Here is a 12,766-nt window from a genome sequence, read left to right on the forward strand (position 1 = left end):
CCCCGTCAGGGCGGTGGCGTGGATCAACTGATCCGCACCACCGCCCTGACGGGGTTTCAGCCGGCGGCCGAGTCGGCGAGCCGGGCACCGGCCACCCGGAGCCAGTGGCCCGCGCGCCCACGGGCCGAGGCCGGGTCGCCAGCGAGGGCGGTGAGGGTCAGGGCGCGGGCGTCGGCCGACTCCCCGGCGACCACGCGCACGGGCACCCCGGCCCGTTCCGCGCGGAGCACGATCTCGCCGACCACTTTGCCGCGCAGGCTGGTCGCGTCGAACCGGCCCTCGCCGGTGACCACCAGGTCGGCCGTGGCCAGCGCCTGATCGAGCCGGAGCAGCTCGGCGACGGTGGACGCCCCGGGGGCGACGGCCGCGTCCCAGGCCGCGGCGAGCCCGTAGGCGGTACCGCCCGCCGCCCCGGCGCCGGGCCGGTCGGGGTCGCCGCCGAACAGTCCGGCGAGGTGGGTGAGTCCGCGTTCGAGCTCCGCGACGTTGGCCGGCCCGGCGCCCTTCTGCGGCCCGTAGACGGCGGCCGCGCCGTCCGGTCCCAGCAGGGGATTGGTGACATCGGTGAGCAGCCGGACGCCGCCCGGCGGCGCGGGCCGCAGGCCGGTCCGGTCGATCCGGTGGGCCCGGGCCAGGGAGCCGCCGCCGTCCGGCAGCGGCCGGCCGTCCCGGTCGAGCAGCGATAGGCCGAGGGCGGCCAGCAGGCCGGCGCCGCCGTCGGTGGAGGCGGAGCCGCCGAGCCCGATCAGCAGGCGGGTCGCGCCGTGGTCGAGCGCGGCGGCGACGAGCTCGCCCGTGCCGCGGGTGGTGGCGGTGAGCGGGGCGAGCTGGGCCATCAGCGGAAGGCCGCTGACGGTGGCCAGTTCGATCACGGCGGTGCCGTCCGGCAGGAGCGCGTACGCCCCGTCGACGGGTCGGCCGTCGGGGCCGGTGCAGGCGGCCACCCGGTGCAGGGTGCTGCCCGGGTGGGCGGCCGCGACGGCGGCGAGGGTGCCCTCGCCGCCGTCGGCCATCGGACGGAGCGTCAGGTGGTCGTCCGGTCTGACGGAGCGCCAGCCCTCGGCCAGTGCCAGGGCCGCCTCCTCGGCGGTGACGGTGCCCTTGAAGGAGTCGGGGGCGATGACGACCCTCACGGGGCGGCCACGTGGGCTCGGTGACGTTCGATCAGGGTCTGCAGGGTCTGCGCGCCGGGGGTGTCCCAGATCTCCTGGTTGAAGATCTCGACCTCGATCCAGCCGGTGTAGCCGGCCGCCGTGACCTGGGAGGTCAGGGTGGCGAAGTCGATGTGACCGTCGCCGACATGGCCGCGTCCTAGCAGGGCGTCGGCGGGCAGCGGCAGGGTCCAGTCGCAGACCTGGTACGCGGCGATGCGCGAGCCCGCCCGGGCGATCTGGGCGGCCAGGTCCGGGTCCCACCAGACGTGGTAGCTGTCGACCACCACACCGACCTGCTCCACCGGGTGCGGTCCGGCGAGGTCGAGGGCCTGGCCGAGGGTGGAGACCACGGCACGGTCGGCGCAGAACATCGGGTGCAGCGGCTCGATCGCCAGCCGGACACCGAAGTCCCCGGCGTGCGGGGCGAGTTCGGCGAGCAGGTCGGCGACCCGGCGACGGGCGCCGGCCAGGTCGCGGGAGCCCTCGGGCAGGCCGCCGACCACCAGCACCAGGGTGTCGGTGCCGAGTTCGGCCGCCTCCTCGATCGCCTGCAGGTTGTCGGCCAGCGCGGCCCGCCGCCCGTCCGCCGTCGCGGCGGTCAGGAAGCCGCCCCGGCACAGGCTGCTGACAGCCAGGCCCGCGTCGCGGCAGAGCCGAGCGGCCCGTTCGACGCCGACCTCGGCCACCTTGTCCCGCCAGAGGCCGATCGCCGGGATGCCCGCGTCGACGCAGCCCTGGACGGCCTCCGGCAGCGACCAGCCCTTGGTGGTGATCTGGTTGAGCGACAGCCGGTTCACGCGTCGACCCCCGCGACGGCGAGGAACTGCCGCATCCGGTGCGCGGCCAGCGCCGGGTCCGGCAGCACGCCGGCCGCGTCGGCCAGCCGGAACAGCTCGACCAGGTGCGGCACCGACCGCGCGCTCTGCGCACCGGCCACCATGGTGAAGTGCTCCTGATGGCCCGCCAGCCAGGCCAGGAACACGATCCCGGTCTTGTAGTGGAAGGTCGGCGCGGCGAACAGGTGCCTGGCCAGTGGCAGCGTCGGGGCGAACAGCTCGTCGTACCGGTCCAGGTCACCGGCGTCCAGTGCCCGCAGCGCCGCCGAGGCGACCCCGGCGATCGGGTCGAACACGCCCAACAAGGCGTCGCTGTGGCCGAGTTCATCACCACGGATCAGCTCGGGGTAGTTGAAGTCGTCCCCGGTGTACAGCCGCACGCCGGCCGGCAGGGCCCGCCGCAGCGCGACCTCGCGGTCCGCGTCCAGCAGTGAGACCTTGATGCCGTCGATCCGGCCGGCGTGCTCGCGGATCAGGGCGAGCACCGTCCCGGTGGCCGCGTCGAGCGAGGCAGATCCCCAGTAGCCCGCCAGTGCCGGGTCGAACATCTCGCCGAGCCAGTGCAGGATCACCGGCCGGGCGGACTGGGCGATCAGCTCGCCGTACACCGCGAGGTAGTCCTCCGGTCCGACGGCGACTGCCGCCAGCGCCCGGCTGGCCATCAGGATCGGCTGCGCGCCGGCCTGCTCGACCACCTCGAGCTGCTGCTCGTAGGCGGCCAGGATGTCGGACAACAGAGGTGCTGGCTGGGCGAGTTGGTCGGTGCCGACCCCGCAGGCGAGGCGGCCGCCGACGGCCCGCGCCTCGGCCCCGGAGCGGGTGATCAGCTCGCGGGTGGTGGCCCAGTCCAGGCCCATGCCGCGCTGGGCGGTGTCCATCGCGTCGGCGACGCCGAGGCCGAGCGACCAGAGGTGGTGGCGGAACGCGAGGGTGGTGTCCCAGTCCAGCGCGGCGGGCGCGCCGGGGGCGTTCTCGGCGGCCGGGTCGGCCACCACGTGGGCGGCGGCGTACACCACCCGGGAGACCGGCGCGGCGCCGACGGGCAGGGCGAGCGGTTCGCGCATCCGGTACGGGCCGGTGCCCGGGAGGGTCAGGGTGGTCACAGGGTCAGCTCCGGCACGTCCAGGCGGCGGCCCTCGCGGGCCGACTGCAGGCCGAGCTCGGCGAGTTGGACGCCCTTGGCGCCCTCCAGCAGGTCCCAGTGGTACGCGGAGCCGGTGGCCACGTGTCGCAGGAAGAGCTCCCACTGCACCTTGAAGCCGTTGTCGAACTCGTCGTTGTCCGGCACCTGCTGCCACTGCGAGCGGAACGACTCACCGGCGGGAAGGTCGGGGTTCCAGACCGGCTTCGGGGTCGAGGCCCGGTGCTGGATGCGGCAGTTGCGCAGCCCGGCGACCGCGCTGCCCTCGGTGCCGTCGACCTGGAACTCGACCAGCTCGTCGCGGTCCACCCGGACCGCCCAGGAGGAGTTGATCTGCGCGGTGATGCCGCCCGCCAACTCGAAGACGCCGTACGCCGCGTCGTCGGCCGTCGCCTGGTAGCTGCGGCCCGACTCGTCCACCCGGGCGGGGATGTGGGTGGCGGTGTGCGCGTACACCGAGCGCACCGGCGCGATGATGCCGTCCAGCACGTAGCGCCAGTGCGGGAACATGTCCAGGATCATCCCGCCGCCGTCCTCGGCGCGGTAGTTCCAGGACGGGCGCTGGGCGCTCTGCCAGTCGCCCTCGAACACCCAGTAGCCGAACTCGCCGCGCACGGACAGGATCCGGCCGAAGAAGCCGCCGTCCACCAGCCGCTTGAGCTTGAGCAGACCGGGCAGGAACAGCTTGTCCTGCACCGCCCCGTTGCACACCCCGGCCGCGCGGGCCAGCCGTGCCAACTCCAGGGCACCGGCGAGGGATTCGGCGGTCGGCTTCTCGGTGTAGATGTGCTTCCCGGCCGCGATCGCGGTCCGCAGCGCGGCCTCCCGGGCCGGGGTGACCTGGGCGTCGAAGTAGACCTCCGCCAGCGGGTGGGCGAGCGCCTCGTCCAGCGAGGTGGTCCAGTGGGTGAGGCCGTGCCGGTCGGCCAGCTCCTTGAGCTTCACGGCGCTGCGGCCGACCAGGATCGGCTCCGGCCAGAGCACCGTGCCGTCGCCGAGCGGCAGGCCGCCCTGCTCGCGGATGGCCAGGATCGAGCGCACCAGGTGCTGGCGGTAGCCCATCCGGCCGGTGACGCCGTTCATCACGACGCCCATCACCTTGCGGGACATGGAGGTCTCCTCTTGCATCTTGCATCAAATGAAATGACGTGCTCGGAACGGCGGCTGACGGATCGTCAGGCCGTCCGGTGGATGTCCTGCGGCAGCACCGGGTGGGCGAAGGGCAGCCCGGCGGTGTAGCGGGCCAGCTCGTCGGCGGCGGCGCCGGCCATCCGGTGCAGCTCGTTGCCGAGCGAGCCGGCCACGTGCGGGGTCAGCAGGACGTTGGGCAGGTCGTAGAGCGGCGAGTCGGCCGGCAGCACCTCGGGGGTGGTGACGTCGAGGACCGCGTTCAGGCGGCCCGGCACCAGCTCCTCGATCAGCGCGTCCTGGTCGATCAGCGAGCCGCGCGCGGTGTTGACCAGGGTCGCGCCGTCCGGCATCAGGGCCAGCATCCGACGGCTGATCAGGTGCCGGGTGGCGGGCAGCTCGGGCGCGTGCACGCTCACCACGTCGCTGAGCCCGCACAGTTCGTCGAGCGCCACCGACCTGGCCCCGAGGGCCGCGGCCTCCGCCTCGTCCACGTACGGGTCGTGCAGCAGGAGTTCGAGATCGTACGGGCGGAGCAGCTCCATCACCCGCCGGCCGATCTGCGAGGCGCCGACGATGCCGACGGTGCGGCGGTAGTTGCCGATGTGCGACTCGGCGTACGGCCAGTCGTACGGAGCGCGGCGCTCGCGGTACTCGGCGCTCAGCCGGAGCACCTGCTTGTTGGCGAACAGGATCGCGCCGACGGTGTACTCGGCGACCGGGAGGGCGTTGGCCCAGGCGGCCGAGGCGACCCGGATGCCGCGCTGCCAGCAGGCGTCGGTGATGTGGTGCTTGACGGATCCGGCGGCGTGGATGACGGCGCGCAGCCGGGGGGCTGCGGCCAGCACGGTGTCGTCCAGCGGCGGGCAGCCCCAGCTGCTGACGATCACCTCGGCCTCGGCCAGCGCGGCGGCGGCGGCCGGCCCGGTGAAGTCGTCCACCACCAACAGCGGGTCGAGGTCGGCGAGTTCGGTGAGCCGGGCCAGGCTGCGGGAGTCGAGCAGGTGGGACGCGAGCTGGGGGTGCATGGCGAGCAGGGCTCGGGGTCGCGGGGGCGTCGGCGCGGCCGGGGCGGCGGCAGCGGCGGGCGCGGTCTGGGGGAGGGACACTCGATTCTCCGGGGTGTCTTCGAAGTGGCCTGGGCGGGTGGTCACTTGACGCTGCCGGCGGTGAGACCGGCCTTCCAGTGCCGCTGCAGGACGACGAAGGCGATCACGAGCGGGAGGACGGCGAGCAGGGAGCCGGTGACCACCAGCGGGTAGTACTCGGGGAAGGCGCGGGTCTCGGTGTTCCACGCGTACAGGCCGAGGCTGACCGGGAAGAGCTTGCTGTCGGAGAGCATCACCAGCGGCAGGAAGAAGTTGTTCCAGATCGCGGTGAACTGGAACAGGAACACCGTGACGAAGCCGGGCATCACCATCTTGAGCCCGATCGACCAGAAGGTGCGCAGCTCTCCCGCGCCGTCCATCCGGGCCGCCTCCAGCACCTCGCCGGGGACGTACCCGGCGCAGAACACCCGGGACAGGTAGACCCCGAAGGGGTTGACCAGGGAGGGGATGAAGACCGCCCAGAAGGTGTTGACCACACCGACTTTGGAGGCGAGCAGGTACATCGGCAGGGCCAGCGCGGTGGTCGGCACCAGGACGCCGAGCAGGACCAGGCCGAACAGCTTCTCCTTGCCGCGGAAGGCGTAGACCTCGAAGGCGTAGCCCGCGCAGATGCAGACGAAGGCGCAGAGCAGGGCGCCGATGCCCGCGTAGAGCAGGGAGTTGAGGTACCAGCGGAAGTAGACGCCGCCGTCGGCGGTGGCGAGGTGGGCCAGGTTCTCGCCGAGGTGCCAGTTCTCCGGGGAGAGGGTACGGCCGACCAGCAGGTCGCCGGTGTTCTTGGCGGCGGCGGTGACCAGCCAGCCGAGCGGCAGCAGGGTGTACAGGGTGGCCAGCAGCAGCGCGCCGTTGACGGCCGTCTTCGACAGCAGCGGCGGGCGCCGCCGGACCGGCGGCCGGCCGGGCCCGGGTGCCTTCCCGGTCTTGCGGTGGGTGGCCTGCTCGGGGGACGTGAGGGTGCTCATGCGGTGGCCTCCGCTCGGCGGTCGGACCGGTTGCGGCTGACCCGGGTGACGACGAAGGACAGGAGGGCGGCGACCAGCGCGAGCAGCACGGAGGACGCCGCGGCCAGCCCGTAGTCGTTGCGCTCGAAGGCGGCGGTGTAGGCGTACATGTTGGGCGTCCAGGAGCTGATCACGCTCGGCGCCGTGCCGTGCAGGATCATCGGTTCGGTGAACAGCTGGAGCGAGCCGATCACGGTGAACAGGCCGACCATCGTGAGCGAGGCCCGGATCAGCGGGACCTTGATGTTCAGCGCGGTGCGCAGCGGTCCGGCACCGTCCACCACGGCGGCCTCCAGCACCTCGCGCGGGATGGCCTGCAGCGCGGCGTAGAAGATCACCATGTTGTAGCCGACCCACTCCCACAGCGCGATGTTCACGACGGCGGGGAGCGGCCGGCCGAGCAGGTCGGGCCGGGTGCCGAAGGACTCCAGGGCACCGATCACCGGGCTGATGCCGGGGGTGTAGAGGTACATCCAGATCAGCGCGGCGATGATGCCGGGCACCGCGTGCGGCAGGAACAGCGCCAGCTGGAAGAACCGGCGGGCCCTGGCCAGCGTGGAGTCCAGCAGCAGGGCCAGCAGCAGCGAGACGCCGATCATCAGCGGGATGTACAGCAGGCAGTACTGGGCGATGGTCAGGAACCCGGTGCGGAAGGCCGCGTCACCGAGGGCCCTGGTGTAGTTGCCGAGGCCGGTGAACACGGTGGTGCTGCCGCCGAAGCCCAGGCCGGACTGCTGCTCGGTGAACAGGCTCAGGTAGGCCGCGTAGCCGATCGGGATCAGCGTGCAGGCGGCGAACAGGACGAAGAACGGGGCGAGGAGCACGGCGGGGGCGCGGTACCTCCCGCGCCGCCTGACGGTGACGGCGCGGGAGGAGGTCTGACCGGCGGTGCTCTGCGGCGGGGCCGCGGAACGGTGCTGGGTCACTGGGCGACCTTGAGTCCGCGGTTCTTCAGCTCGGCGACGGTGGCCTGCTGGCCGGCGTCGACGGCCCCCTGGACCGTGCCGCCCTGGCCCAGCTTGCCGAGGGTGTCCTTGATCGCGGTATTGGTGGCGCCCATCGCCGGGCCCCACTGCCAGCCCTGCTTGATGGACTCGGCGGCCTTGACGAAGACGGAGTAGATGTCCTGGCCGCCGTAGAAGTCGGTCTTGAAGGCGGCCTTGGCGACCGGGACGAGCTCGGGCGCCGCCGGGTACATCGAGGAGGTGCCGGAGGAGATCCGGGCCTGGATGCCCTCGGGGGTGGTGGTCGCCCAGGTGGCGAACTCGAGCGCGGCCTTGGCCTTCTTGCTGTCCTTGGAGACCGCGAAGGTGGTGCCGCCGAGCATGCCGCTGGCCGGGGCGCCGTCCCAGGTCGGGACCGGGGCCACGGCCCACTTGCCGGTGGCGTCCGGCACGGTGCCCTTCAGGACGCCGCCGCCCCAGGCCGCGCCCACGTACCCGGCCGTCTCGCCCTTCTGCAGGGACGCCGTCCACTGCTGGCTGAACGAGGGCTGGACGCGGACCAGGTCGTCGGAGACCAGCTGCTGCCAGTAGTCCGTGACGCGCTTGGTCTGGCTGCTGCCGAGGTCGATGTTCCAGGTGTCCCCGACGCCGGTGAACCAGTGCGCGCCGTTCTGCCAGGCCAGCGCCTCGAAGGTGCTCGGGTCGTCCGGGAAGAAGGTGCCGATCCGGGAGTTCGGGTCGGCCTGCTTGAGCTTCTGGGCGGCGGCGCGGTACTCGTCCCAGGTCTTCGGCGGGGCGGTGATGCCGGCCTTGTCGAAGAGGTCCTTGCGGTAGAAGAAGGCCTGCGGGGCGGCGTCCAGCGGAATCGCCCAGACGGCGCGGCCGAGGGTGGTCAGCTCGACGGCCTGCGGCAGGTACTTCGCCTTGAGGTCGGCGGAGACGAGCTTGGTGATGTCCTGCACGGCGCCCTGGCTGACGAAGTCGGGCAGCTGGCCGTACTCGGTGTTGAAGACGTCGGGCGCGTTGCCCGCCTTCACCGCGTTGGAGATCTTCGCGTAGCCGCCGGCCACGCCGGAGGGGATCGACTCGAACTTGACCTGGACGTTCTTGTGCGAGGCGTTGAAGGCGTTCACCACGTCCTGGGTGCCCTTGGCCCAGCCCCAGAAGGTGATCGAGACGGGCTGGCCGTCATCGGCGGCGGCGGTGTCCTCGGCACCGGATCCGCAGGCCGTCAGGAGGGAGAGGGTGACGGCGGCGGCGGTGAGAGCGGCGGCGGCGCGGACTCTGCGGCGGCGGGCGGCGGGGGTGAGGGACATGGCGCGGCTCCTGTGGAAGGGGGGCGGTGTGCCGGGGGGTGTCGCTATCCTGCGACCACCTTCGATCGGAGTCAAGAGCAAAGGATCAATTGATCTGATGTGATCTCACTGTGACCATCCACTGCCCTGATGCCGCTGGTGGGCCGAGTTGGCCTGAATATTCGGATCATTTGATCTGGATTGCTTGACGATCGATCGGCCGCTCCCTAGATTCGATCAGCCACCCCGAGCAAGGAGCACACCCATGCCCTCGATCGAGCTCCCGCCCGAAGACCGCGTGCTCAGCCCGCACACCGGCTGGACCAGGGCGCACTGGGAGGCCGTCGCCGACGGCCTGCTGGCCGCCGTCGGGCGGCACGCCTGCCCCGGGTACGCCCTGATCGACCTGCCGGGCAGTCGTCCGAGCGTCTCCGGACGCCGTTCGGACGGCCTGGAGGGCTACGCGCGGACCTTCCTGCTCGCGGCCCTCCGGGTGGCCGGGGCCGGCGGGGACGACCCGCACGGCGTCCTGAAGCGGTACGCCGAAGGGCTGGCGGCGGGCACCCGCACCCCCACCACGGAGCGCGACCTCGCCGACGGCGACCAGGTCTCCTGGCCGCTGATCGGCGACCGCAGCCAGGCCATGGTCGAGGCCGCGTCGATCGCCGTGGCCCTGCGCCTCACCCGTCCGTGGCTCTGGGACGGGCTGGACGAGCGGACCCGTGAGCAGGTTCGCGCCTGGCTGGCCCCGGCCCTGCACCACACCCCGGTCGACAACAACTGGTGGCTCTTCCCCGCCATGGTCGGGGGCTTCCTGGCCGAAGTGGGCCTCGACCAGGACGGCTCCGCCCAGCGCGCCCTCGACCGCGGCCTGGCGAAGATCGAGCAGTGGTACCTGGGCAACGGCTGGTACACCGACGGCCGCCCGCGCGCGTTCGACCACTACAACGGCTGGGCCTTCCACCTGTACCCCGTCCTGCACGCCCGGCTCAGCGGCGACCCGCGGCTGCGCGACACCTACGGCCCCCGGCTCGCCGCCTACCTGGACGGCTACGCGCGCACCTTCGGCGCGGACGGCGCGCCCGTCCACCAGGGCAGGTCGCTCGCCTACCGCTTCGCCGCGGCCGGGCCGCTGTGGGCGGGCGCGCTGAGCGGGCACACCCCGCTGGCGCCCGGTGCCACCCGCCGCCTCGCCTCCGGCGCGCTCCGGTACTTCGTCGACGGCGGGGCGCTGGACGCGGACGGCCTGCTCACACTCGGCTGGTTCGGACCGTACCCGCCGATGGTGCAGGAGTACTCGGGACCGGCCTCGCCCTACTGGGCGAGCAAGGGCTTCCTCGGGCTGCTGCTGCCGCCCGACCACCCGGTCTGGACGGCGGTCGAGGAGCCGGGCCCGGCCGAGCGCGAGGACGCGGTCGTCCCGCTCCCGCAGCCCGGCTGGCTGATCCAGTCCACCGCCGCCGACGGCCTGGTCCGGCTGCACAACCACGGCAGCGACGACCAGCCGGCCGACCAGGTGCTGCCCGACAGCCCGCTCTACGCCCGGCTCGCCCACTCCACCGCCACCGGCCCGGCCTTCGGGGACGTCCCCGACAACCACTTCGGGCTGGTGGCCGACGGCGCGATCAGTGAACGCGGCCCGATCCGTCCGCTCGGCACCGGCGACGGCTGGGCGGCCTCCGCCCACCGGCCCCGGATCGGCGGCGTCGAGCTCCCGGGCGTCACCGTGACCTCGGTGCTGCTGGCGTCCGGCGCGGAGGAGGTCCACGTCCACCTGGTCACCGGGGCGGACCCCGGCACCGAGGTCCGGCACAGCGGGTGGGCGGTGGCCGGCGGCGAGGTCCGCGCCGGGTCGGACCACCGGTTCGCCGAGGTCTCGGCCACCCGCCCTGGCGGTGGGCGGCTGAGCTCGGCGCTGCGGCCCGTCCAGGGCTTCACCGCGGCAGGCACCCACCGGCTCGCGGACGGCACGGCGTTCGGGCCCGACGCGGCGCTGCCCGTGCTGACGGGCGGTACCCCGGCCGACGGGCCCGCGCTGTTCGTCGCGGCATCGCGGCTGGCCGGACCGGCAACCCGGCCGTTCCCGGCGCCCCGGGTGATCGTCGACGGCTGCCAAGTACAAGTGCACTGGCCGGACGGGACCGGGCACGAGGCCCTGCTCGCCACCGGAGCCGTCACCGTCCGGCGGACGGGATGACCGCCGTGCGACTCGCCTTCTCCACGCTCGGCCTGCCCGGCCGCCCGCTCGCCGAGGTGGTCCGCCTCGCCGTGACGCACGGCTGGAGCGGACTCGAACTCCGCTGCGCGCCGGGCGAACCGGTGCACCCGGCGATGACCGCCGAGGAGCGGCGGGCGGCGGCCCGGACCCTGACCGGAGCCGGGATCACCCCGCTGGCCCTGGCCGGCTACGTCGGGATCGCGGCCCCCGGTGACGACGCCGCCCCGGTCGCCGAGCTGCGCGAGCAGCTCCGGCTGGCCGCCGACCTCGGCGCGCGGTACGTCCGGGTCTTCCCGCGCGGCGGCGACGGGCCCGCCGCCGAGGCCGACCGGCGCGCCGCCCGCCGCCTGGCCGCCGCGGCCGACACCGCCCTGGCCCTGGGCGTACGCATCCTGGTGGAGACCCACGACTCGCACCGGGGCGGGCGGGACGTGGCCCGGCTGCTCGACCTGGTGCACCATCAGTCTGCAGGCGCCCTGTGGGACCTGATGCACACTCGGCTGGCGGGTGAGTCACCCGTGGAGTCGTTTGCGGCGCTCGCCCCGCACCTCGGCTACGTCCAGGTCAAGGACATCGCCGGGCCGCAGGACCTCACCCCGCTGCCGCTCGGCGGGGGAGTGCTGCCCATCGCCGGGTGCGTACGCCTGCTGCCGCGCGACTGCTGGGTCTCGTGGGAGTACGAGGCGCCGTGGTTCCCGTCGGCCGCCCCGCTGCCGGACCTGCTCGGGCCCGGCGCGGCCTTCCTCACCGCGGCGGCCGGCTGACCCCGCGTCGGGTCAGCCGGCGCCGCCGCCGCACGAGGTGCGGACCTTCAGCTCCGGCAGCAACTGGACGTGGTGGGTCGGCAGTTCGGACCTGCCGTCGAGGCGACGGAGCATCAGCTCCACCGCGGCGGTGCCCACCGCGCGCTTGGGCGGGGCGACGGCCGTCAGCGGCGGGGCGGCCAGCGCCGCGAACACGTCGTCGTACGAGATCAGCGCCAGGTCGTCCGGCACCCGCAGACCCCGGGCCCGCAGCAGCGGCACCAGCTGGATCGCCTCGTGGTCGTTGTGCACCAGGACCGCCCGCACACCGTCGGCCGCCGCCTCGATGATCCGCGCGGCCACCAGCTCCGAGTCGAGGCCCGGGCGGTGGATGTCGATCACCGGCTGCGGCTTCAGCCCCAGCAGCCGGACCGCCTCCGTGTAGCCGGCCCGCACCTGGTGCGCCGTCCAGCTGTCCTCCCGGGCGGCGAGCAGGACGGACTCGTGGCCGAGCGAGAGCAGGTGGCGCAGGGCGAGCAGCACGCCATGGCGGTGGTCGGAGCCGACCGCGTCCAGCTCGGCGGCGGCGCTGTCCGGCGGGGCGAGCCGCTCGACCAGAATGGCGGGCACCGGCAGATCGCGTACCCACTCCGTCTCCCCGGAGTCGGTGCCGGGACGCCAGTTGGGGGTCAGCAGCAGCCCGTCGAGCCCGGCGTCCAGCAGCTGCCCGACCTGGGCGTGATCGTCCGCGGACTCGTACGAGGCGATGCCGAGCACCAGCCTGGCCCCCGCTGCCAGGGCCGCCGCCCGGGCGCCGTCGATCACCTCGTCGAAGTACGAGCCGACGGTGGGGACCAGCATGCCGATGACGTGACCGCTCCCCGCGGGCCCGGTCGTCGCACCCTCGGACCTGGGCAGTGAGACGGCCCCGTGGGAGCGGCGCAGCAGCCCGCTGTCGGCGAGCGCCGCGACGTCCCGGCGCACGGTGACCGGAGCGGTGCCGATCCGGGCCGCCAGATCCATCACCCGGACCGTGCCCAACTCCCGGACGACCTCGAGGATCCGAGCCCGCCGCTCCTCCGCAGTGATGGTCATGGCTTCCCTCTCCCCGCCCGGAGCACCGAGGCAGCCGGTGCGTTCTCCAGACCAATTAGTATCACTCGGTCACCTGCTGATCGAGTACCTGTGGACGGAGGG

11 protein-coding genes are annotated in these 12,766 nt (G+C 73.6%); 2 read left to right on the forward strand and 9 right to left on the reverse strand.

The features are described 5' to 3' along the window. Positions 1 to 56: 56 nt before the first annotated feature. From F4556_RS37655 to F4556_RS30255, 8 genes are all read right to left on the reverse strand, one after another. The gene (locus tag F4556_RS37655) at positions 57 to 1,133 is read right to left on the reverse strand and encodes a glycerate kinase (protein ID WP_313068847.1); all 1,077 of its coding nucleotides are present in this window, start codon (positions 1,131 to 1,133) and stop codon (positions 57 to 59) included. Then, positions 1,130 to 1,951 carry a sugar phosphate isomerase/epimerase family protein gene (locus F4556_RS37660; RefSeq protein WP_313068849.1) on the reverse strand — a complete coding sequence of 274 codons (822 nt, stop codon included), beginning with the start codon at positions 1,949 to 1,951 and terminating at the stop codon, positions 1,130 to 1,132. Before F4556_RS37660 ends, F4556_RS37655 begins: the two co-directional genes overlap by 4 nt. Beyond that, entirely contained in the window at positions 1,948 to 3,054 is a 1,107-nt protein-coding gene (locus tag F4556_RS37665) for a dihydrodipicolinate synthase family protein (protein WP_221504590.1), read from the reverse strand. Before F4556_RS37665 ends, F4556_RS37660 begins: the two co-directional genes overlap by 4 nt. 35 nt (positions 3,055 to 3,089) lie before the next feature. After that, positions 3,090 to 4,241: a Gfo/Idh/MocA family protein gene (locus F4556_RS30235; protein WP_184921683.1), complete on the reverse strand. Its 1,152-nt coding sequence runs from the start codon at positions 4,239 to 4,241 to the stop codon at positions 3,090 to 3,092. Positions 4,242 to 4,306: 65 nt separating this feature from the next. Then, positions 4,307 to 5,287 (reverse strand): hydroxyacid dehydrogenase, encoded by a 981-nt coding sequence (locus F4556_RS30240; RefSeq protein ID WP_184925431.1) that lies wholly within the window; start codon positions 5,285 to 5,287, stop codon positions 4,307 to 4,309. 122 nt (positions 5,288 to 5,409) lie between these two features. Beyond that, positions 5,410 to 6,330, reverse strand: a complete 921-nt coding sequence (locus F4556_RS30245; RefSeq protein WP_184921685.1) for a carbohydrate ABC transporter permease — start codon at positions 6,328 to 6,330, stop codon at positions 5,410 to 5,412. Further along, positions 6,327 to 7,295 (reverse strand): carbohydrate ABC transporter permease, encoded by a 969-nt coding sequence (locus F4556_RS30250; protein WP_184921687.1) that lies wholly within the window; start codon positions 7,293 to 7,295, stop codon positions 6,327 to 6,329. The genes F4556_RS30245 and F4556_RS30250 overlap by 4 nt, the downstream gene beginning before the upstream one ends. After that, positions 7,292 to 8,629 carry an ABC transporter substrate-binding protein gene (locus tag F4556_RS30255; protein ID WP_184921689.1) on the reverse strand — a complete coding sequence of 446 codons (1,338 nt, stop codon included), beginning with the start codon at positions 8,627 to 8,629 and terminating at the stop codon, positions 7,292 to 7,294. Before F4556_RS30255 ends, F4556_RS30250 begins: the two co-directional genes overlap by 4 nt. A gap of 244 nt (positions 8,630 to 8,873) precedes the next feature. Between F4556_RS30255 and F4556_RS30260 the strand changes: the two genes are divergently transcribed. Both F4556_RS30260 and F4556_RS30265 read left to right on the forward strand, forming a co-directional pair. Further along, positions 8,874 to 10,805, forward strand: coding sequence for a DUF2264 domain-containing protein (locus F4556_RS30260; protein ID WP_184921691.1), 1,932 nt, complete (start codon positions 8,874 to 8,876; stop codon positions 10,803 to 10,805). 5 nt (positions 10,806 to 10,810) lie between these two features. Beyond that, positions 10,811 to 11,590 carry a sugar phosphate isomerase/epimerase family protein gene (locus F4556_RS30265; protein ID WP_184925434.1) on the forward strand — a complete coding sequence of 260 codons (780 nt, stop codon included), beginning with the start codon at positions 10,811 to 10,813 and terminating at the stop codon, positions 11,588 to 11,590. 12 nt (positions 11,591 to 11,602) lie between these two features. Here the strand turns inward: F4556_RS30265 and F4556_RS30270 are convergent, their stop codons facing one another. Further along, positions 11,603 to 12,664 (reverse strand): substrate-binding domain-containing protein, encoded by a 1,062-nt coding sequence (locus F4556_RS30270; RefSeq protein ID WP_184921693.1) that lies wholly within the window; start codon positions 12,662 to 12,664, stop codon positions 11,603 to 11,605. Positions 12,665 to 12,766: the final 102 nt, after the last annotated feature.

The organism is Kitasatospora gansuensis (assembly GCF_014203705.1).
GTDB lineage: Bacteria > Actinomycetota > Actinomycetes > Streptomycetales > Streptomycetaceae > Kitasatospora > Kitasatospora gansuensis.